This window comes from Pedobacter aquae (assembly GCF_008195825.1).
GTDB classification, from domain to species: domain Bacteria; phylum Bacteroidota; class Bacteroidia; order Sphingobacteriales; family Sphingobacteriaceae; genus Pseudopedobacter; species Pseudopedobacter aquae.
The window spans coordinates 3,478,098-3,498,301 of the sequence record NZ_CP043329.1; the positions used below are offsets into that span (position 1 = coordinate 3,478,098).

At 35.0% G+C, this 20,204-nt stretch carries 22 protein-coding genes; 17 read left to right on the forward strand and 5 right to left on the reverse strand.

Features of this window, described 5'->3' with window-relative positions:
* Positions 1-2 precede the first annotated feature (2 nt).
* Both FYC62_RS15335 and FYC62_RS15340 read left to right on the forward strand, forming a co-directional pair.
* Positions 3-1,187, forward strand: coding sequence for a M20 metallopeptidase family protein (locus tag FYC62_RS15335; RefSeq protein ID WP_149075571.1), 1,185 nt, complete (start codon positions 3-5; stop codon positions 1,185-1,187).
* A gap of 383 nt (positions 1,188-1,570) precedes the next feature.
* Complete coding sequence (locus tag FYC62_RS15340; RefSeq protein WP_149075572.1) at positions 1,571-2,518, forward strand: hypothetical protein; 948 nt, start codon at positions 1,571-1,573, stop codon at positions 2,516-2,518.
* A 103-nt stretch (positions 2,519-2,621) separates the two neighbouring features.
* Here the strand turns inward: FYC62_RS15340 and FYC62_RS15345 are convergent, their stop codons facing one another.
* Both FYC62_RS15345 and FYC62_RS15350 read right to left on the reverse strand, forming a co-directional pair.
* Positions 2,622-2,909, reverse strand: coding sequence for a hypothetical protein (locus tag FYC62_RS15345; RefSeq protein WP_149075573.1), 288 nt, complete (start codon positions 2,907-2,909; stop codon positions 2,622-2,624).
* A gap of 37 nt (positions 2,910-2,946) precedes the next feature.
* Positions 2,947-3,831: an aldo/keto reductase gene (locus tag FYC62_RS15350; protein ID WP_149075574.1), complete on the reverse strand. Its 885-nt coding sequence runs from the start codon at positions 3,829-3,831 to the stop codon at positions 2,947-2,949.
* Positions 3,832-3,945: 114 nt separating this feature from the next.
* Here FYC62_RS15350 and FYC62_RS15355 point away from each other — a divergent pair, with 114 nt between their 5' ends.
* Positions 3,946-4,650: a TVP38/TMEM64 family protein gene (locus tag FYC62_RS15355; RefSeq protein WP_149075575.1), complete on the forward strand. Its 705-nt coding sequence runs from the start codon at positions 3,946-3,948 to the stop codon at positions 4,648-4,650.
* Positions 4,651-4,775: 125 nt separating this feature from the next.
* Here FYC62_RS15355 and FYC62_RS15360 read toward each other — a convergent pair whose 3' ends face one another.
* Positions 4,776-5,393 carry an outer membrane beta-barrel protein gene (locus FYC62_RS15360; RefSeq protein WP_149075576.1) on the reverse strand — a complete coding sequence of 206 codons (618 nt, stop codon included), beginning with the start codon at positions 5,391-5,393 and terminating at the stop codon, positions 4,776-4,778.
* A gap of 268 nt (positions 5,394-5,661) precedes the next feature.
* On the opposite strand from FYC62_RS15360, the gene FYC62_RS15365 reads away from it, so the two are divergent.
* From FYC62_RS15365 to FYC62_RS15400, 8 genes are all read left to right on the forward strand, one after another.
* Positions 5,662-6,261 carry a TetR/AcrR family transcriptional regulator gene (locus FYC62_RS15365; RefSeq protein WP_149075577.1) on the forward strand — a complete coding sequence of 200 codons (600 nt, stop codon included), beginning with the start codon at positions 5,662-5,664 and terminating at the stop codon, positions 6,259-6,261.
* Between the two features lie 53 nt (positions 6,262-6,314).
* The gene (gene dnaG, locus FYC62_RS15370; protein WP_149075578.1) at positions 6,315-8,261 is read left to right on the forward strand and encodes a DNA primase; all 1,947 of its coding nucleotides are present in this window, start codon (positions 6,315-6,317) and stop codon (positions 8,259-8,261) included.
* A complete protein-coding gene (locus tag FYC62_RS15375) occupies positions 8,262-8,630 on the forward strand; it encodes a YraN family protein (RefSeq protein ID WP_149075579.1) in 369 nt (122 codons plus the stop codon). It abuts the gene before it with no gap.
* The gene (locus FYC62_RS15380) at positions 8,608-9,669 is read left to right on the forward strand and encodes a glutaminyl-peptide cyclotransferase (protein WP_149075580.1); all 1,062 of its coding nucleotides are present in this window, start codon (positions 8,608-8,610) and stop codon (positions 9,667-9,669) included. Before FYC62_RS15375 ends, FYC62_RS15380 begins: the two co-directional genes overlap by 23 nt.
* 50 nt (positions 9,670-9,719) lie before the next feature.
* On the forward strand, positions 9,720-10,910 hold the full coding sequence (kbl, locus tag FYC62_RS15385) for a glycine C-acetyltransferase (RefSeq protein WP_149075581.1): 1,191 nt from the start codon (positions 9,720-9,722) through the stop codon (positions 10,908-10,910).
* 21 nt (positions 10,911-10,931) lie between these two features.
* On the forward strand, positions 10,932-11,207 hold the full coding sequence (locus FYC62_RS15390; protein ID WP_149075582.1) for a hypothetical protein: 276 nt from the start codon (positions 10,932-10,934) through the stop codon (positions 11,205-11,207).
* A 262-nt stretch (positions 11,208-11,469) separates the two neighbouring features.
* Positions 11,470-11,826 carry a hypothetical protein gene (locus FYC62_RS15395; protein ID WP_149075583.1) on the forward strand — a complete coding sequence of 119 codons (357 nt, stop codon included), beginning with the start codon at positions 11,470-11,472 and terminating at the stop codon, positions 11,824-11,826.
* A gap of 205 nt (positions 11,827-12,031) precedes the next feature.
* Positions 12,032-12,370 (forward strand): type II toxin-antitoxin system PemK/MazF family toxin, encoded by a 339-nt coding sequence (locus FYC62_RS15400; protein WP_149075584.1) that lies wholly within the window; start codon positions 12,032-12,034, stop codon positions 12,368-12,370.
* Positions 12,371-12,449: 79 nt separating this feature from the next.
* On the opposite strand, the gene FYC62_RS15405 is transcribed toward FYC62_RS15400, so the two are convergent.
* Together FYC62_RS15405 and FYC62_RS15410 are read right to left on the reverse strand one after the other, a co-directional pair.
* Entirely contained in the window at positions 12,450-13,334 is an 885-nt protein-coding gene (locus tag FYC62_RS15405; protein ID WP_149075585.1) for an AraC family transcriptional regulator, read from the reverse strand.
* A gap of 55 nt (positions 13,335-13,389) precedes the next feature.
* Complete coding sequence (locus FYC62_RS15410; protein ID WP_149075586.1) at positions 13,390-14,595, reverse strand: proline dehydrogenase family protein; 1,206 nt, start codon at positions 14,593-14,595, stop codon at positions 13,390-13,392.
* 220 nt (positions 14,596-14,815) lie between these two features.
* Here FYC62_RS15410 and pruA point away from each other — a divergent pair, with 220 nt between their 5' ends.
* From pruA to arsB, 6 genes are all read left to right on the forward strand, one after another.
* The gene (gene pruA / locus FYC62_RS15415; RefSeq protein WP_149075587.1) at positions 14,816-16,444 is read left to right on the forward strand and encodes an L-glutamate gamma-semialdehyde dehydrogenase; all 1,629 of its coding nucleotides are present in this window, start codon (positions 14,816-14,818) and stop codon (positions 16,442-16,444) included.
* A 194-nt stretch (positions 16,445-16,638) separates the two neighbouring features.
* Positions 16,639-17,604, forward strand: a complete 966-nt coding sequence (locus FYC62_RS15420) for a Fic family protein (RefSeq protein WP_205943734.1) — start codon at positions 16,639-16,641, stop codon at positions 17,602-17,604.
* Positions 17,605-17,729: 125 nt separating this feature from the next.
* A complete protein-coding gene (locus tag FYC62_RS15425; protein WP_039452707.1) occupies positions 17,730-18,059 on the forward strand; it encodes an ArsR/SmtB family transcription factor in 330 nt (109 codons plus the stop codon).
* A 28-nt stretch (positions 18,060-18,087) separates the two neighbouring features.
* The gene (locus tag FYC62_RS15430; RefSeq protein WP_149075588.1) at positions 18,088-18,654 is read left to right on the forward strand and encodes a DUF6428 family protein; all 567 of its coding nucleotides are present in this window, start codon (positions 18,088-18,090) and stop codon (positions 18,652-18,654) included.
* A gap of 24 nt (positions 18,655-18,678) precedes the next feature.
* Entirely contained in the window at positions 18,679-19,098 is a 420-nt protein-coding gene (locus FYC62_RS15435) for an arsenate reductase ArsC (RefSeq protein ID WP_039452704.1), read from the forward strand.
* Positions 19,099-19,101: 3 nt separating this feature from the next.
* Positions 19,102-20,172 (forward strand): ACR3 family arsenite efflux transporter, encoded by a 1,071-nt coding sequence (gene arsB / locus FYC62_RS15440; RefSeq protein ID WP_149075589.1) that lies wholly within the window; start codon positions 19,102-19,104, stop codon positions 20,170-20,172.
* Positions 20,173-20,204 lie beyond the last annotated feature (32 nt).

Consider the following 20,204-nt stretch of genomic DNA (forward strand, 5'->3'; position numbering starts at 1 on the left):
AAATGCTGATTGAGAAAATTAAGTTAGCCGCAAAGGAAATTCATGAGGATGTAATTGCTAACAGAAGACATCTGCATGCTCATCCAGAACTCTCTTTTGAAGAGTATGAAACTTCTGCTTTTGTACAAGAGCAGCTAAAAGCCATGCAAATACCATTTGAAAAAATGGCAAATACAGGTGTTGTAGGTATTATTAAAGGCGAAAAGCCATCAGATAAAGTTATCGCCTTAAGAGCAGATATGGATGCCCTTCCTATTGAAGAGGCTAATGATGTGCCTTATAAATCTACCAAGCCAGGTATCATGCATGCTTGTGGGCATGATGTACACACTTCTTCTTTATTAGGGACAGCAAAAATCCTGAACGATTTAAAAAGCGAGTTTGGTGGAACTATCAAATTGATATTTCAACCGGCAGAAGAAAGATTACCAGGAGGTGCAAACCTCATGATTAAAGAAGGTGTTTTAGAAAATCCTAAACCATCGGCTGTATTGGGGCAGCATGTCATGCCTTTGATAGAAGCGGGTAAAATTGGTATTCGCCCGGGTAAATATATGGCCTCTACGGATGAACTATATGTAACCGTAAAAGGTAAAGGCGGCCATGGTGCACAACCACAGCAAAATATAGACCCTGTGGTGATTATGGCACATATGATTACAGCCTTGCAACAAATTGTAAGTAGAAATGCTGATCCTCGCTTACCATCTGTATTATCTTTTGGGAAGGTAATTGCTAATGGGGCAACCAATGTTATCCCCAATGAAGTTTATTTAGAAGGAACTTTTAGAACCCTAAATGAAGACTGGAGAGCAGAAGCTCATCAAAAAATGAAAAAAATGGCTGAGTCTATTGCCGATGGTATGGGCGGAAGTTGTGATTTTAGAATAGAAAGAGGTTATCCATTTTTAATCAATGAAGAAGCTTTAACAGCTAATGTAAAGAGTTTCGCTGTTGATTATATGGGGAAAGAAAATGTGATAGATTTAGATATCTGGATGGCGGCAGAAGATTTTGCTTATTTCTCTCAGGTAACTGATGCTTGCTTTTACAGATTAGGAACAGGTAATAAAGAGCGTAATATCACCTCATCTGTGCACACCCCAACTTTTGATATTGATGAAAAATCGCTAGAGTTAAGCACAGGCTTAATGGCTTACTTAACCCTAAAACAATTAGGAAATTAGTGAAAATGTCATTTAAGGTATTTTTAGACTTTCCTTAAGATGACAACTCTTACAGCTTAACATGAAAGGCATTTTAGGTTCTTCGATACTCTAGCCCCGGCACTAGCAACCGTTTACGCTTAATTCCGCCTTGGCGGTTGCGGTATCTACAGAATTAGCCTTAGCAGAAACTTTAGAAGCAAGCGGCGCAGCGGAGAGTTTTTGGGTACTTTTTGCGGAAAAAAGTACCTTGACATGGCCGGTCAAGAGGCCGGAAAGCCAGTGTATAAATGCCTAATTTTGAACATTTAACAATAATGATTGTTTAACTATAATTTTGCAACTCTTTATTTAATACAAAAGAGTAGTTCTTATAATTACTTAGCCCAATAATTGATAAAATCATGAAAAGATTTAATCTCCTTATCCTTTGCTTGTTCTTTGCGAATGCGGTATTTGCTCAGGCAATTCCTCGTTTTAATCCGGATACTGTATTAACCGTAGTGGTAGACAACGATGTTGTGATTAAAACAGCCAAGGCTGGTTTAAGTGAAGATGATTTTATACAAGCCATTGTTACAGATACCAGCTTTTATGAGGCTTTTAGAAATATGAAAAAGTATGCTTTTATTGCCGAAAATAGGGTTTATACTTATGATAAGCAGGATAAAGTAGAAGGCAGCATTTACAGAAAAATTAAACATTCTAACGACCAAAAAGGGCATAACATGCAGTATCTGGAAAAGAAAGATACTGGCAAACTGTTCAAGAAAAACGGAAAGTATCAGCTTTATACGGTTGAGATGTTTGATTATATTTTCATGAACGCTTACAATACAGATTTTGTGCCCAACAGCGCTGGCGGCCCTGGTGGTAAAGGCGGAAGCAATGAATCTTATAAAGACAAATTAAAAACTTTGATTTTTACGCCAGGAAGGCCTGTAAGAGGTGTGCCTTTAATATCTGGTAAAACAGAAATATTTACAGCCAATATGCGCCAGTATTATGATTATCGTTTTTCATCAGGAACGTATTTAGATTCTATTCCGGTATACCGCTTTAAAGTAACCATGAAACCAGATTTATCTAACTGGACCAAAGATGGTATCATGATTAAAGAGCTAACTACCATTTTTGATAAGCGTAACTTCCAAATTTTAGGTAGATATATTGATATGAAACTAGATAATTTAGCTTTTGAGTTTGATGTACAAATGAATATCGAGCTGGGTTATTTCAACGAAGAATTATTACCAACCAAAATTAGCTATCAAGGTAACTGGGATATTCCTTTTAAAAAGCAAGAAAGAGCCAGCTTTTTAGTTTTGCATAAAGATTATAAACCAGAGTAGTTATCATGCTATCTTATCTTGATACAAGGTATGCAGATAAGATTTCATACCTGCTATGTGAAGTGAAGCCTTTGATATAAATCGATATTAGTAGTTCGATAATCTAGCCAGAGTAATAACAGCCGTTTACGCTTAATTCCGCCTTGGCGGTTGCGGTATCTACAGCATTAGCCTCAGCAGAACCTTTAGAAGCAAGCGGCGCAGCGGAGAGTTTTTGGGTACTTTTTGCGGAAAAAAGTACCTTGACATGGCCTGTCAAGAGGCCGGAAAGCCTGTGCGTGAATGCTTGATTTCGAAAATATTTACAAAATAATTTTAATAATTGCGGAGTAGAATACTTTTCTACTCCGCTTAGTATGACAACAAAAGTGCGCTCAATGTGAAAATACAATCTTTGAGATAGACCTCTTTGCTTTTGTTAAACTTTATTATTTAGAAGCGGCATAAAGCTCATGCCAATCTTGACTATCTAAATCAATACTAAAAGCATTTACAATATTTCTTATTCTTTGCTCATTTCTAGTTCCTATTAATGGTAAAGCGCCTAGTTTAATTAACCAAGCTACCGCCATAGATTCTATATCAACCTCATATTTATTCGCAATTTCCTGTAATTTCTCTCTTACATTTACCGCTAAAATATCCGTTCCGGTTGCAATTCTGCCATCTGCCAAAGGTGCCGATGCTAGAGGACGCATATAACGTTGTTTAATATAATCTATCTGTCCGCTATCTAAAGCCGCTGTGTTTAGTAAATTAAGCTCTATGTGGTTGGTAACAATAGGCGTATTTAAATAAGACGCTAAAAGCTGATGTTGAAATACCGAGAAATTGGTGATACCAATATTTTTAACCTTTCCAGATAATTTCAATTTTAGCAAAGTACTTGCCGTTTCTTCTAAATTACTGATAGGGTCTAAATGGTCTAAAAGAAAAATATCAATATAATCTGTATTCAACTTTTTTAAAGAATTTTCTACAGATTGGATAATATGTTTGCCAGAAGTATCAAAATGTTTGATTCTAACATCTGGTTGACTAGCATGAGGTAACCTGATGCCACATTTAGTAAACAATACAATGTCTTCTCTTTTGAAAGACTTTTTGCGCATTACTTCACCAAATAATTCTTCGCATTGGTAATTTCCGTACACATCTGCATGGTCAAAAGAGTTAATCCCGAGTTCTAAACACAGATTTACTATTTTTTCCATATTAGCAGCAGTGTTTTCTGCATCGTTATTCCATCTGTAAAAACCGTAGATAGCAGGTGAAACTTTTGGTCCTGCATCGCTTAAATATACTTTTTCCATGTTCGAGAATTATAATACAATTATCGGATTTAAAAACCTGAAATGAAACAAATCTGGCTTTATTTTAGCACTAGAAGAAGATGTTTGATAAAATTGCGCATAGCTTTTAAGAGTATGATAGAAAAAGAACAGAAAACATCATTCCTTCCACTTATTTTTTCTGGTTTTGTAATAGCTCTAGTGGTCATGAGTTACTTCTTCATCCCTGAAGTAAAAAGCTTCATGAAACAGGCTTATACGGTGCTTACCAGCGATGATACAGAGCGAATCCGTAATTGGGTATCAACCTTTGGTTTATGGGGACCAATAGTTTTAATTGTAGCGATGATTTTACAGCTTTTTTTAATGGTTATCCCTAGTGTTATTATCATGGTGATAGCTGTTTTAGCCTATGGTCCTTGGTTGGGTTCATTCATTACTATCGTAGGAATATTTTGCTCTGCATCGGTTGGTTATTTGGTTGGCGATTATTTAGGCGATGTTGGCGTAGAAAAACTGATAGGCGAAAAAGCATTACATAAAATAGCGTCTTTTTTTAAAGCCTATGGTTTGTGGACGGTTATCGTTTTCAGAGCTTCGCCTTTCTTATCTAATGATGCTATTAGCTTTGTAGGTGGTTTTGTTGAGATGACGTATAAACGTTTTATCATCGCCACGCTTTTAGGAAGTTCTCCTTTATTAATATTGGTTGCAGTGTTTGGGCAGTCTATAGATCAATTAAAACCAGGTTTAATTATAGCATCTATCGTTAGTCTTCTAGGTTTAGGTATTTATATTTACATGGATAAAAGGAAAACAAAGAGGCTGTCTCAAAAATAGTATCTGTCACATTGAGCGGAGTCGAAATGTTCTCTGATATGCTTAGAAAAGGCTTCGACTCCGCTCAGCCTGACACAAAATGGTAATTTGAGACAGCCTCCTCGCTATCCAACCAGCTATATTGCTTAGAAGTGGAACTGAATTCCAATTCTAGGTGCAAAGAAGTTTGTGCCAATTGCAAAAGAATCGCTGCCAGCACCTTTTAATTCATTACCATTAGCATCCTCTACACGGTAATTATTGTAAGATATCCCGTTAAGGGCAAACTCAATACCGATTTTCTTAGTTGGGAAATAAGCAAAACCTGGAGATAATGCTACACCAATAGAAGTTGAAGTACCAGTTTTTGAGCCTGCATCTCCACTAGCGTCAGTAGCTTTTACATTACCAAAAGCCAAGGGCACTTGTAACTGACCAAAGAATTTGAATTTTTCGCCTAAAGCAGTGTAATATCTACCAAAAGGACTAACTAAAAACTCTTCTCTTTGTCCGGTTGTGCTTGCAGCACCTACATTGCTGTAGTTATAACCTATACCTGTACCAATAGCAATGTTGTCTGCTACAAAATAGCCAACACTAGGAAGAATGTTAAAACTTTCAGCAGCATTAGCACCGTTTGCATCAGATTTTTCTGATTGGTAAGCTACTGAACCACCAAGAATAATTTTTCCTTTTTCTGTTTGTGCTTGTGCAGAAACACCTAGTCCTGCTAATACTGCAATTGATAAAATTAATTTTTTCATGTCTTTATATTTAAATTTTACTTTTTGTCTTTCGACTGTTGGTCAAAATTAGTCTAAAAATCTATTTTGCAAAAATATTATTCACACTTGTTCGTTAGCCTTATGGTAACTTGCTGATTCATGGGCTATATGAATCTAATCTGACTTTAGTTTTACGTAGGCCTGACTTTGTGCCTTCCCTTTAGCTAGAAGATTTAAGCCTATAGCTTGCTTGTTGCAAAAGAAAATTGTTGTATATTTAGAATAATTAATCATAGAAGTCTAAACAATGGTAGCTGCTCCTGTAAATGATGATGGTCTTAATAAAGAAATCCTAGATGCTGCAAAGCAACTATTTTCTAAATATGGTTTAAAAAAAACCACGATGGAAGATGTTGCCAAAGCTGTAGGAAAGGGAAAAAGTACGCTTTATTACTATTATCCGGGCAAATCAGAATTGTTTGAAGCCGTTGTTAATCATGAAATGCAAAATGCTGTAAAGCATATCAGGTTAGCGGTTAATGCAGAAAGTACGGCTTTAGCTAAATTTCAGGCTTATTTAATGTCTAGGCTAAAGCTTAAAGAAGAATATGATAATTTAAGTAAAGTGGTTTTTGAAGATGTTTTCGACCATTTCAGAGAAATATTCGGTTTAAAACAAGAGTTTGAGCAAACGCATATCGACTTTATCAAAGAAATTATCAAAAGTGGTGTACAGTGTGGCGAGTTTAAAAGTATGAACGATGAAGAAATCACTTTCTTTGCCAGCTGGACAAATGCCGCTTTCAATGGTTTAGAACTTCCCAATCAATCCTCCGCTTGTTTAACTGGCTCTTCAGAATCTTGTTGTAGGCTTATCAACATGATTTTAGGCGGTATCACAAAATAAGCTTTTCCTAATCTTTAAGATTATGATACGCTGCTTCGCAAATTCTCTTAAATTTGTTTTTATCGCATGATAAAAAAGAATCCATTGACCGTGTTTTAGAAACAGCCCGTGTAGAGGAAGTTGTAGGAGATTTTGTGTACCTCAAAAAAAGAGGTACAAGTATGATAGGGCTTTGTCCGTTCCATGGCGAAAAGACACCTTCTTTTCACGTTTCCCCGGCAAAAGGTATTTATAAGTGCTTTGGCTGTGGCGAGGGTGGAGACTCCCTCCAATTTATCATGAGCCATGAAAAATACTCGTACCCCGAGGCTATAAAATACCTCGCCCGTAAGTATAACATAGAAATTGAAGAAACCGAGGTAACACCAGAATACCAAGCAGAAGTTGATAGAAAAGAAAGCCTTTACGTTATATCAACTTTTGCAGCTCAGTTTTTTGCAGACAACCTTTGGAATACAGATGAAGGTAAATCCATCGGCTTAAGCTATTTTAAAGAACGTGGTTTTAGAGAAGAAACACTTAAAAAATTCGAGATAGGTTATTCTCCCGAGGAATGGTCGGCTTTAAATGATAAAGCCCTTTCTGAAGGCTATAAACAAGAGTTTTTAGAAGAAACCGGCTTAGTTATTAAAAATGATAAAGGCCGTATTTACGATAGATTTAGAACTCGTGTTATTTTTCCTATCCACAACTTTACGGGGCGTATTATAGGTTTCGGCGGCAGAACCTTAAAAACAGATAAGAGTGTTCCTAAATATGTAAACTCGCCAGAGAGCGATATTTACCATAAATCTAATGTGCTTTATGGGCTTTTTCAAGCTAAAAAAGCTATCCGAGATATGGACAACTGTTTCTTGGTAGAAGGTTATGCCGATGTGATGGCTGTTCATCAAGCTGGAGTAGAAAACGTAGTTGCTTCATCAGGAACTTCCCTAACTACCGAGCAGATTAAGCTCATCAGCAGGTTTACCAATAGCGTTTGTATTCTTTACGATGGAGATGCGGCAGGTATCAAAGCTTCTTTAAGAGGTTTAGATATGATTTTGGAAGAAGGCCTAGATGTAAAAGTTGTACTTTTCCCTGATGGCCACGATCCAGATTCTTACATTCAGGCTTATGGTGCTTCGGCTTTTAAAACGCATGTAGAGAAAAATAAGAAAGACTTTATTTTCTACAAAACCGAGATTCTTTTACAGGATGCTGCAAATGACCCCATCAAAAAGGCGGGTGTTATTAGAGATGTGGTAGAAAGTATTGCTAAAATTCCTGATGCTATAAAGGCTTCCGTTTTTTTAAGAGAGTGTAGCAGCCTCTTAAATATGGAAGAGCGTATTTTAATTGCCGAGCTTAATAAAATACGTTTAACAAAAGCTAAGAAAGATAAAAATAATCCGCAAAACCAGCCTTCACCAGAGTTTTTTGAGCCAGAGGATGGTCCGCCGCCAGATTTATTTGAAGATAAACCAAGCCAAACAGATGAACACCAGGAAAAGGAAATCCTAAGGGTGTTGCTTACCTATGGTCATCAATTGGTAAATTGGGATGATATGACAGATACTTATATTGGGCCATACATCATCACCAATTTAAGCGATGTTAGTTTCCTAAATCCGGTTTACACCCGCATCATTTCTTATTATCATGATGAATTGGAGAAAGGTAAACTCCCAACAGAGAAAGATTTTATCCAACATCCTGATAAAGAAATATCTAAAACAGCTATTTCTATCATTTCTTCTCCTTATCATTTAAGCGAGAATTGGTACACCATGCATAACATCAATGTAAATGATGAAACACAAAACTTAAAATCGACTGTTATGGGAGCTATTTTTCATCTGAAAAAGAAAAAAGTTTCTGCTATGCTTATCGCCAAGCAAAAAGAATTGCAACAAGAGAAAAACGAAGCTAATGAGATGATTTTGATGAAGGAGTACCTAGATTTAAAAGAAGTAGAAAAGTATATCTCTCATTATCTGGGTTCTGTAATTATAAAATAAGTGGCGCAACACAATACCTTAGGAAAAAATGGCGAACAAATAGCCAAAGATTTTCTAGAACAGCAGGGCTTTGAAATATTAGACGAGAATTGGTGTTTTGGCAAAGCCGAGGTTGATTTGATAGCTTTTAAGCATAAAACCATCATTTTTATAGAAGTTAAAACACGCACAGGAAGTGCTTTTGGCCAGCCAGAAGATTTTGTGGATGTAAAAAAGCAGCGACTTTTAACAGATGCTGCAGAAGAATACGTTTATTTGATGAATCATCAAGGAGAAATAAGGTTTGATATTATCTCCATTTTATTTGATAAAAACTTAGAAAAATACACTTTAAAACATATTGAAGATGCTTTTTGGAATTATGAATAAATATTTGGTTACTGTTTTTAGTTTCCTGATGTTGATTTTATCTTGTAATCAAGGCAAAAAAACTGGTCAGGAAGAAATAGCTTTACTATTTCCAGAAAGCGGCAGCTTAATTAAAGCTGGCGAACCTCTTAAATTAAGTTTGATGTTAAGCAGCAAGCTTCCAGATTCTATACAATATTTTATTGATGATAAACTGGTAGCATCAGCGAAAGATACCGCTACCCAAATGATAAACACCAAAGAAATGCCTTTGGGTATCAGGCTTATCCAAGCTAAATTATATACTGGTACCGATGTGCAGGAGCTGAGTACCAATGTAGTTTTGGTATCGTCGAAAACTCCGGAACAATATGGCTTTAAAATCATCAACACCTATAAACACGATGTTTCTTCTTACACCCAAGGCTTAGAATATCATGATGGGTTTTTTTATGAAAGTGATGGCGAGTATGGCGCTTCTAGCCTTAGAAAAACCACTGTTGAAGGTAAAGTGCTACAACAAAAAGATATAGCTCAGCAATATTTTGCCGAAGGGATGACGGTTATTGGTGATAAAATTATTCAGCTTACGTATAAAGAGCGAGTTATTTTAGAATATGATAAAAATACTTTCAACTTATTAAGAACTTTACCTTACAACCACGCTGCTGAAGGTTGGGGCTTAGCTTATGATGGCGCAACCATTTACAATACCGATGGAAGTAATAAAATTTATAAGCTCAACAAAGAAAGCTACCAACCAGAAGGTTATATAGAAGTTTATGATGATAAAGGCCCAGTTAGCCAACTGAACGAGTTAGAATGGATAGATGGTAAACTGTTTGCCAATATTTATACATCAGATTTAATTGCCATCATCAACCCACAAACCGGAGAGGTAGAAGCTTATATCAATTTGATAGGTTTAAATAAAGAGCAAGTAGAAGATCAAGACCAAGATGTTTTAAACGGTATTGCTTGGGACGCTAAAGGCAAAAGGTTATTTGTAACCGGTAAAAAATGGCCTAAATTGTATCAGATAGAAATGGTAAAGAGATAATTACAAAACCGCTTTACCCAACATATTGTTGAACCATAAAATTTTAAATTATGTATGAAACTTTAAAACCTGTTTTAACGCAAGAATTACAGGATGTAAAAGACGCTGGTTTATATAAAAACGAACGTGTTATTGTTACCCCTCAATCGGCAGATATTGCTGTAACAGGCGGCCAAGAAGTAATTAATTTTTGTGCTAATAACTATTTAGGCTTATCTAATCATCCGGTGATTTTAGAAGCAGCAAAAAAAGCTATTGATACCCATGGTTTTGGTTTATCATCGGTACGTTTTATTTGCGGTACCCAAGACATCCATAAAGAATTGGAGCAAAAAATATCTGAGTTTTTAGGTACAGAAGATACTATTTTGTATGCTGCCGCTTTTGATGCTAATGGAGGTGTTTTTGAACCTTTATTTGATGAAAGAGATGCTATCATTTCTGATGAGTTAAACCATGCTTCTATTATTGATGGTATCAGGTTATGTAAAGCACAACGTCATCGTTACAAGCATGATGACATGGCCGATTTGGAAGCTCAATTACAAGCTACGCAACATTTAAGACATCGTATTATTGTTACTGATGGTGTTTTCTCTATGGATGGAACCATTGCTCAGTTAGATAAAATTTGTGATTTGGCTGATCAATACAAAGCTTTAGTTATGATGGATGAATGCCATAGCTCTGGTTTTATGGGTAAAACCGGAAGAGGTACTCATGAACATCATGGTGTAATGGGCAGGGTTGATATCATAACAGGAACTTTAGGAAAAGCTTTAGGTGGCGCTTCAGGTGGTTTTACCTCTGGCCCTAAAGAAGTTATTGCATTGTTAAGACAAAGATCAAGACCATATTTATTCTCTAATACCTTAGCACCGGCAATTGTGGGCGCTTCTATAGCTGTGCTGGATATGCTTAAAGAAAGCACTGCGTTAAAAGACAAATTAGAAGAAAATACCGCTTATTTTAGAGCAGAAATGACCAAAGCAGGCTTTGATATTAAGCAAGGCACACACCCTATTGTTCCGGTGATGTTGTATGATGCACCTTTGGCACAACAATTTGCTTCCAGAATGTTAGAAGAAGGTATTTATGTTATTGGTTTCTACTATCCAGTAGTAGCCAAAGGTAAAGCAAGAATAAGAGTGCAAATGTCTGCCGCACATGACCGCTCTCACTTAGATAAATGTATTGCAGCCTTTAAAAAAGTAGGAAAAGAATTGGGTGTGATTAAGTAGGTAGTATAAATTATTAAACCTATGGAAAATTTCAAGAGAGGGCTTTATAGAGTTTTAGCTTACTACTTCAGTGGGTTTATAATAGCATGGTTAGCCTCTGTAACCTTCGATTGGGAATATATGCATGCGCCAGGTATTCATCATTTAATTGGTTTTCTTTTTTTACTAGGGGGAATTATTTCTATTCTATACTATATTGGACTATTTTTATTTAGAAAGAAAGAAAAGATAAACCTAGGTGCTTTATTAGTTCATCTAATAGTAATTATTTTTGTTTTGATGTTTATAATATTTTAAAATCACAAATACTATTTTGTATAAAATGAATTACTATATTTAAGTATTAACTTTTGGTACATGTAAATGAAAATAATGTAAGCATCCTGCTACCAAAATGCTATAATCCTATAAATTATTATTTCTTGTATTAATGAGATAGACAAATCATTCTAAATATCTAAACAACTAGAAAATATATTGTTTCTTTGGAAATTGGTTATATATTTGAATATTTATGGAAATACGGAAAGTCGAAAATTATTATTTAAATGATGCTTAAATGGGAAAGGAAGAACAAAAAAATATCCAATTTCATAATAAATTAAGTTCTAATTTTAGGGAGATTCATGTGGATGGAGCTTATGGGGGTATTACTCCACGAGGTTATATAAATTTAAACTTCTATGCTGAACGTTTTCCAATACCCAAATCAACAATTTATAATATCCAAGAAAATAAATTGGCTGAAAAAATCGGTGAAGAAAGTAAAGAGGGTGTAATGCGAGAGTATGAGTTTGGTATTTATTTAGATTTTGATACAGCAACTGATATATATAATTTTTTAGGTCAGAAAATCAAGGAACTAGAAAGTAAAAGGAAAGAAAATGATACTAATATTAGACAGTCCGAACTGTAGTACACAACCGATTTATGATTGCGTTAGTAACTTAATAGAATCGAAACCCTCTTATTCCTATGAGGCTAAGACTATTGATTATGATTTTCCTACTTCAGAGGAAGCTGATAAGATGTTATTGTCATATGCTCAAATGGCATTTGCTTCAGATTGGGATTTGACGAATGATGAAGAGAATGATTACTGGGATACTTTTTGATTAGTTATGTCATATAAACAAGGAGATATTGTTCTTTTACCATTCCCATTTACTAATCAAAGCAATTCAAAAAAAAGACCTGCTATGGTTATTTCTGGAAATACTATGAATAATACTTCCGATATAATGGTAGTACAAATAACTAAGGAAATTAGAAACGACGAATATTCGGTTAAATTACCAATCTCTGAATTAACGAAACCTTTAAAATTTGTTTCTGAGATAAGATGTCATAAAATCCTAGTCGCAGATAAGTCATTGATAGATAAAAGTCCTATTTCAACTGTTAGTGACGAAATTATAAATCAAGTTAAGGATAAGATTAAGGATATTCTGGATAATTAAGTCTATTATCTATTAAATTTATTAAGTATTCACGCTTAAAATTCTACCCGATTTATAAATACTAGACAGTAGGATAAATTTAATCCCCCACTTTAAACTTATAAATCTTCACATAAGTAGTTGGCGACATCCCCGTAACTTTTTTAAAAACCCTATTAAAAGTAATGGTACTATTAAAACCTGTGGCATAAGCTATGGCTGATATAGATTCAGAATCGCCATGTAAAATTCTTCTACAAGCCTCATTAATTCTTATTTCGTTTAAAAAATTGAGGTATGTTTTCCGGGTATGTTTCTTAAAATATTTACAGAAGGCATAAGTACTTAAATGTACCACGGCAGCAATTTTTTTGAGGGTGATATCTTCAGCATAATTCTCTAAAGTATATTGATAAATATCATTCATACGCATCCCCTCAGATTCTGAGAAAGATTTCTTAGAAAATCCGGTAGATAAAGAACGCCAATCTTTAACCTCTTTAGAAAAATAATCAAGCAATTGCAAGAAGCTGATGAGCCTATTAAAACCGCTAGCTTTGCTAATTTTGATAATCTCCTTTGCCGTTTTTTGATAATGATTTGAAGGCAACTGCAAGCTACTATCTGTAAGTTTTAAAAATTGATGAATGGCTACAAACTCAGGCATAGCATTTAAGGGTGCTAATAGCTGTTGCGCATCAAAAAAAATATGGATAGCATGGATATTATTCTTATTGGGCAGTTTTAGATACTTAGCGTCTCCTTTTAATAAATGCGGTTCGTTGGCGCCTAAAATATAAATATCACCAGCTTTAAAAGGTTGAGTAAAATTACCCGCAATCAATGTCCCTTCACCTTTTAAAATTAAGCTTATTTGCACTTCTTTATGTCTGTGCAAATAATGATAAAAATTAGGGAGTATATCTTCTTGAATAACAACAGAATCACTCTTGTCTACAGGTACGGTAAATTGTATAACTTTCATCTAAAATTGCTAAATGCAATTTAAAATTAGCTAAAAAAAGAGCAATATCTGATAGTTAAGCTTTTCTTCTTTTAATTTCTTGTTCTATAAGTTGTAGTTCTCTACTGGTTTGCCCTGCTACAGAGGTGTTTTCTTCTGCCCTTCTCATCAAATAAGGCACCACATCATCAATAGGGCCATAAGGTAAATATTTGCTGGTTGCGTATCCGGCTTTAGCCAAATTAAAAGTAATATGGTCGCTCATGCCATAAAGCTGCGAGAAATGAATATGCGGATGTTGCTGAGGGAAACCGTATTGAGCTAAAAGTTCGGTAGCATAACTGTTGCTTTCTTCGTTATGGCTAGCAATAATTAGGTGTACTTTCTCCAAATTAGCAATCGCATAAGCTAAACCTTTATTAAAAGCATCATCTGTGGCTTGTTTTGTTGGGTGAATAGGAGAAGCATAATCATATTCCTGAGCTCTTAAACGTTCTTTTTCCATATAAGCACCACGCACCATTTTTATACCTACTGTAAAAGAGTGTTCTTGTGCTAAACGGATACTTTCTTCTAATAAAGCAAATGCTGCTGTACGGTAAAACTGTATCGTATTAAAAATAACAGCTTGCTCTTGGTTATAAAGTTTTACAAAATGGAAAGTTAAGGCATCAATGGTATCTTGAATCCAAGTTTCTTCGGCATCTACCAAAACTCCAATATGTTGTTGTTTAGCGGCTTCTACAATAGCGGTAATTTTAGCTAAAAGTAGTTGAAGTTCTTTTTGTTCTTCTTTAGATAATTTTTCAGGATTGGGCAATACAAAAGGATGTGGTTGAATGAGGTTATTTAACTTCTCTAAAAAGCTAAAACGAGCCAAGCCCGTAACTTTAATGCTGATAAAAGGAGCAGATGATTGTGCGCCAGCATAATGAATAAGAGAGATAAACTCCTCACAAGTTTTGGTGAAGCTTTCTTCATTTTCTTTCCCTTCGGCACCATAATCTAAAATGGCTTTTACCTGATATTGGTTTAGCGTTTTTAATACCGTTTTGGTTTCTTCTAAGCTCTCGCCGCCAATAAATACTTTAAAAATGCTATTGCGTAAAATGCCTTTTATAGGAAGCTTCCACCTAAGTGCTAAGGGTGTTAATTTGGTTCCAATTTTTACCAGCCATTGGAATTTCATTAAAGAGAAAATAAAATGCGCTTGGGCCAATTCTTTGTCTGTTTTATGCGAAAAGGCAATGGCTGTATCGTTAAAAGAAACCTTCTTATTCATTATCTATTTTATAATATATCAAAAATAATAAGCAAACATTTATTTGCCTTCTTTTGGCAATTTTAGACTATTAATGGACAATTTTTGTTATATCTAAATCCTGTATTAGCGCTTACTTTGTTAAACAAAAACTAGGCTATTTGTTTTGAAAAGCTTGTTTTAAGTTTAGAGATAGAAACATCAGGTACACATTTTGTGTGTTACCAATAAATATCAAGAAATGTTGAAAGGATTTTTTAATGTACCAGTTCCGGTTAACGAGCCTGTTTTGCAATATGCAAAGGGAAGTAAAGAGCGTGATTTGTTAAAAATTGCTTTGGATAAGGTATATGCTACAACACTTGATATCCCGATGTTTATTGGTGCCCAGGAAGTTAAAACTGGCGAAACAGGAAGCATTCGTCCGCCACATGCGCACCAAAAAGTAATTGCAAATTTTCATAAGGGAGATAAAAGTCATGTAGCCATGGCAATTTCCGAAGCTTTAAAAGCTAAAGAAAATTGGGAAAATACATCCTGGGAACATCGGGCAGCTATATTTTTAAGAGCTGCGGATTTAATTGCCGGAAAATATAGATATGATTTAAATGCAGCCACTATGGCGGGGCAATCTAAAAATGCTTATCAAGCAGAAATAGATTCGGCTTGCGAGTTGATAGATTTTTTACGTTTTAACGTAAAATACATGACCGAGATTTATCAGCAACAGCCACCAGTATCTCCGGCAGGCAGCTGGAATAGGGTAGAGCAACGCCCTTTAGAAGGCTTTGTATTTGCCTTAACGCCTTTTAATTTTACCGCTATTGCCGGAAATTTACCTGCATCAGTTGCGTTAATGGGTAATGTAGTGGTTTGGAAACCAGCCGATACACAAATTTATGCAGCACAATTAATCATGCGTATTTTCTTAGAAGCAGGTTTACCCGCTGGCGTTATCAATTTAATTTATGGCGATGGCCCAAGTATAGGAGAGGTTATTTTTAAACATCCAGATTTTGCTGGGATACATTTTACAGGCTCAACCAAAGTTTTTCAAGAAATATGGAAAACTATAGGAGAAAACATCCATCTCTATAAAACCTACCCACGTATCGTTGGCGAAACAGGAGGTAAAGATTTTATTCTGGTACATGCTAGCGCAGATGTTAAAGCAGCATCAACAGCTATTGCCAGAGGAGCGTTTGAATATCAAGGGCAAAAATGTTCAGCAGCATCAAGGGTTTATGTTTCAAATGCTGTTTGGCCAACTTTAAAAGAGCTATTATTAAAAGATGTAGCTAGTTTTAAGATGGGCCCAGTAGAAGATTTTAGCAATTTCATAAATGCGGTTATTGATGAAAAATCTTTTGATAAACTAGCCAAAGCCATAGGCGATGCTAAGCAAGCCGATGGTGTAGAAATTATTGCTGGCGGTCATTACGATAAATCCGTCGGGTATTTTATTGAGCCTACCATTTTAGTAACACAAGACCCTCATTATAGCAGCATGAGCGATGAATTATTTGGACCTGTTTTAAGCATTTATGTTTATGATGATGAGCAATTTGATGAAACTTTAGATTTGATAGATCAAACATCTGCTTACGCTTTAACTGGTGCAATTTTAGCTAATGATAGATACGTGATAGAAAAGGCAGCTTATAAATTGAGAAATGCAGCGGGTAATTTTTATATCAACGATAAGTGTACCGGTGCGGTAGTAGGTCAACAACCCTTTGGCGGAGCCAGAGCTTCTGGTACCAATGATAAAGCCGGCTCTATGATTAATTTATTAAGATGGGTTTCCCCGAGAACAATAAAAGAGACTTTTAATCCGCCTACGGATTATAGATATCCATTTATGGAGTAAAGAAATTCATTGTTTAAGTGAATATGTTTAGGTTTAAGTTTAGCTGTCTCCATAATGGAGGCAGCTTTTTTTATGAAGTATTTTAATATAAAATTTGAATCTATAGGTTAATCATGGCGGTATCTATCATAAAAAACCTTGCGTTAAATTAATTTTGACTAATGGTAGAATGATTCTATTTTTGATACTATCAAATGATACTATCAATGACGCCTCCTTACGATATAACTCCAAAAATTTTAAAGCAAATAACCGTTATTTCTGAGAAGATAGGTGAAATTAATGCTAATTATCTTCATAAACCATCGCCCCAGCTTCGTAAGCAAAATAGAATAAAAACTATTCATTCTTCATTACAGATAGAGGGAAATACCTTAACCGAAGAACAAATAACCGCATTGATAGAGCATAAAAGAATTATAGGTCCGGAAAAGGATGTTTTAGAAGTCTTAAATGCAATTAAAGTTTATGATGATTTAAAAAAATACAAATTTAGTGTAGAAAAAAGCTTTTTAAAAGCTCATCAGGAACTAATGGGTGGTTTAATAAAATCTCCGGGAGATTATAGAAAGCAAGGTGTTGGAATAGTTAAAGGAACACAGGTGACGCATGTAGCACCTCCATTTGAGCAAGTACCACACCTCATGAAGGACTTATTTGAGTATCTAAAAAAAGATGATGAGTTACCTTTAATCAAAAGTTGCGTATTTCATTATGAAGTAGAGTTTATTCATCCTTTTCTTGATGGAAACGGTAGAATGGGAAGATTATGGCAAACATTAATCTTAATGAGTGAATATCCGGTTTTTGAGTTTTTACCATTTGAAACATTAATTAGCCAAACTCAAGATGCATATTATCAATCATTAGCTTTAAGTGATAAGTCTGGCAAATCAACTCCTTTTATAGAGTATATGCTAGGCGTTATTCAGCAATCTCTGGAAAACTTATTAAATTATAATAACCTCATTTTAAAAGATATAGATCGTTTAGAATACTTCTTGAGCTTAGGAATAAAAGAGTTTAGTAGGAAAGATTACATGAATGTTTTTAAAGATTTATCATCAGCAACCGCAAGTAGAGATTTAAAAAAGGGAGTTGAATTAAATATGTTTAAGAATATAGGTAATCTAAATAAAACTATATATAGATTAAAATAGAATTTAATTTATCACAAGTTTTTACCACTCTTCTTATAATTGTCAGCTTTTTATACCCTTTAGTCAAGAAAAATAAAATTTATTTGATACATTCTTTATTAATCGTAATATTGCAATATATAGATATGGGAATTACAAGAACAGAAATATTTACAGATGAGCAAAACCAATTGGCTACACTTCTGAAAGCCTTGGCGCATCCGGCTCGTATTGCCATTTTACAGCGTATTATGGTGGCTAATACTTGTATTTGTGGAGATTTGGTGGGCGAATTAGGCTTGGCACAAGCTACCATATCGCAGCATTTAAAAGAATTAAAAAATGCGGGTTTAATACAAGGAACCATCGATGGTGTAAGCGTTTGTTATTGTATTCATCCAGAAAACTGGAAAAAATTAGAACAGCATTTAAATGGCTTTTTAAAAGAATTTAAAGGCCCTGTAAGCTGTTGCTAAAATGGATTAATCATTAAATCATAATATTATGAATATTTCAGAAATGATGACTTGGAACGAGTTTAGGACTGCTCTAGTAGCGCATCCTTTATTAGATTTACAATTTCAATATGCTGAGGATAAATGGGTTTCGCCTTCTTATCATATCACAGAATTGAAGCATGCACCTATCACTTCTGTAGATTGTGGTGGTGTGGTTAACAAATGGACAGAAATTATCCTCCAGCTTTGGGTGCCAGAGAATCAGCAACAGCTTAAATCTATGAAGGTTAGAAAAGCTATTTCGATTATAGAATTGGTAGAAAAAGCTTTAAGTATTGAACCCAATGCGGTTGTAAAAGTAGAATTTGGTAACCAAGAATATGATACCAGACAGCTATTACCAAAAGCTTTTATCAAAGATGAGGAGAATTTCATCATCGATTTAAGACCCGATGTTACCCAATGTAAAGCTATAGAAAGAGGTGGAAGTTGTGGTACTACAGCAACCGGTGAAGAGTGCTGTACACCATCGGCTGAAAAGCCAAAAATTCAATTAAAAAACTTAGTTACACAAGAAGGTAGCAGCTGCGAACCTGGTTCTGGATGTTGTTAATTATCATTAATTTAAATAGTATAAATGAATATTTTAATTTTATGTACGGGCAATAGTTGCAGAAGCCAAATTGCTGAAGGTTATTTAAAGCATTTTGCAAAAGAGCATGCAAACGTTTATAGTGCTGGGATAGAAACCCATGGCGTTAACCCAAGGGCTATTGCTACCATGCAAGAAGATGGTATAGATATTTCTAAGCATACTTCTAACCATGTGGATGAATACACTAGCATAGATTTTGATTATATGATAACTGTGTGTGACCATGCAAAAGAAAATTGTCCGTATTTTCCTACACAGGCTCAGAAATTTCATTACAACTTTCCAGACCCAGCCAAAGCACAAGGTACAGAAGAAGAAATTATGGCTCAGTTTAGAGAAGTAAGAGAAATGATTAAAAATTACGCACAAAATTTTGTAGCTACCTACGTTAAAAAAGATTAAGATATGTCGGCAAATAACTGCGCTCCGGCGGTAGAGCGAATAAAATTAGGTTTTTTAGATCGTAACTTAACCTTATGGATTTTTATGGCCATGATACTGGGCGTAGCCTTGGGTTATTTTCTCCCTTCGTCTTCTACTTTTATCAATTCTTTTTCTAGCGGAACAACCAACATACCTTTAGCCATAGGTTTAATTTTAATGATGTACCCGCCATTGGCAAAAGTAAAATATGAAAACATGGGCGAGGTATTTAAAAACACGAAAGTGTTAAGCGCTTCGCTTATTCTAAATTGGGTTATTGGCCCTATTTTGATGTTTGTTTTGGCAATTACTTTTTTGGCTAACTACCCAGAATATATGATTGGCTTAATTTTAATTGGCTTAGCCCGATGTATTGCCATGGTAGTAGTTTGGAATGAGCTGGCCGAAGGAAACCGGGAATACGCAGCAGGTTTAATTGCCTTAAACAGTATTTTTCAAGTGCTTTTATATAGCGTTTATGCTTATATTTTCATTACCGTTTTACCTCCCTATTTTGGCTTAAGCAGTTTAGCTGTTGATATTAGCATGAGCCAAATTGCCGAGAGTGTTTTGATCTATTTAGGGATTCCCTTTTTAATGGGCATAATAAGCAGGTACAGCCTGATAAAATTAAAAGGCGAAACGTGGTTTCAAGAAAAATTTGTGCCTTTTATATCGCCCATTACCTTAATTGCCTTACTTTTTACCATTGTAGTGATGTTTAGCCTAAAAGGTAAATTGATGATGCAAATCCCTTTAGATGTGGTTAGAATTGCCATTCCCTTACTCATTTACTTTGTGCTGATGTTTATCCTGAGTTTTTATGTAGGTAAATATTTTGGCGCCGATTATTCAAAATCAACATCTATAGCCTTTACAGCTACCGGAAATAATTTTGAATTGGCTATAGCCGTAGCTATAGGTGTTTTTGGTATTAACTCTGGACAGGCTTTCGCCGGAGTTATTGGTCCTTTAGTAGAAGTACCCGCTTTAATAGCTTTGGTAAATTTAGCCTTTTGGTTTAGAAAGAAGTATTATCCTGTGGGTACTTGAATAGTCTTTGCAAAACACTGTTATAGGGATTG

Excerpts from the sequence above, each read along its gene's own strand:
- FYC62_RS15335 (WP_149075571.1), top strand. The coding sequence starts at position 3 with ATGCTGATTGAGAAAATTAAGTTAGCCGCAAAGGAAATTCATGAGGAT.
- FYC62_RS15340 (WP_149075572.1), top strand. The coding sequence starts at position 1,571 with ATGAAAAGATTTAATCTCCTTATCCTTTGCTTGTTCTTTGCGAATGCG.
- FYC62_RS15350 (WP_149075574.1), bottom strand. The coding sequence starts at position 3,831 with ATGGAAAAAGTATATTTAAGCGATGCAGGACCAAAAGTTTCACCTGCT.
- FYC62_RS15355 (WP_149075575.1), top strand. The coding sequence starts at position 3,946 with ATGATAGAAAAAGAACAGAAAACATCATTCCTTCCACTTATTTTTTCT.
- FYC62_RS15360 (WP_149075576.1), bottom strand. The coding sequence starts at position 5,393 with ATGAAAAAATTAATTTTATCAATTGCAGTATTAGCAGGACTAGGTGTT.
- FYC62_RS15365 (WP_149075577.1), top strand. The coding sequence starts at position 5,662 with ATGGTAGCTGCTCCTGTAAATGATGATGGTCTTAATAAAGAAATCCTA.
- FYC62_RS15380 (WP_149075580.1), top strand. The coding sequence starts at position 8,608 with ATGCTTTTTGGAATTATGAATAAATATTTGGTTACTGTTTTTAGTTTC.
- kbl (WP_149075581.1), top strand. The coding sequence starts at position 9,720 with ATGTATGAAACTTTAAAACCTGTTTTAACGCAAGAATTACAGGATGTA.
- FYC62_RS15390 (WP_149075582.1), top strand. The coding sequence starts at position 10,932 with ATGGAAAATTTCAAGAGAGGGCTTTATAGAGTTTTAGCTTACTACTTC.
- FYC62_RS15395 (WP_149075583.1), top strand. The coding sequence starts at position 11,470 with ATGGGAAAGGAAGAACAAAAAAATATCCAATTTCATAATAAATTAAGT.
- FYC62_RS15400 (WP_149075584.1), top strand. The coding sequence starts at position 12,032 with ATGTCATATAAACAAGGAGATATTGTTCTTTTACCATTCCCATTTACT.
- FYC62_RS15405 (WP_149075585.1), bottom strand. The coding sequence starts at position 13,334 with ATGAAAGTTATACAATTTACCGTACCTGTAGACAAGAGTGATTCTGTT.
- FYC62_RS15410 (WP_149075586.1), bottom strand. The coding sequence starts at position 14,595 with ATGAATAAGAAGGTTTCTTTTAACGATACAGCCATTGCCTTTTCGCAT.
- pruA (WP_149075587.1), top strand. The coding sequence starts at position 14,816 with ATGTTGAAAGGATTTTTTAATGTACCAGTTCCGGTTAACGAGCCTGTT.
- FYC62_RS15420 (WP_205943734.1), top strand. The coding sequence starts at position 16,639 with ATGATACTATCAATGACGCCTCCTTACGATATAACTCCAAAAATTTTA.
- FYC62_RS15425 (WP_039452707.1), top strand. The coding sequence starts at position 17,730 with ATGGGAATTACAAGAACAGAAATATTTACAGATGAGCAAAACCAATTG.
- FYC62_RS15430 (WP_149075588.1), top strand. The coding sequence starts at position 18,088 with ATGAATATTTCAGAAATGATGACTTGGAACGAGTTTAGGACTGCTCTA.
- FYC62_RS15435 (WP_039452704.1), top strand. The coding sequence starts at position 18,679 with ATGAATATTTTAATTTTATGTACGGGCAATAGTTGCAGAAGCCAAATT.
- arsB (WP_149075589.1), top strand. The coding sequence starts at position 19,102 with ATGTCGGCAAATAACTGCGCTCCGGCGGTAGAGCGAATAAAATTAGGT.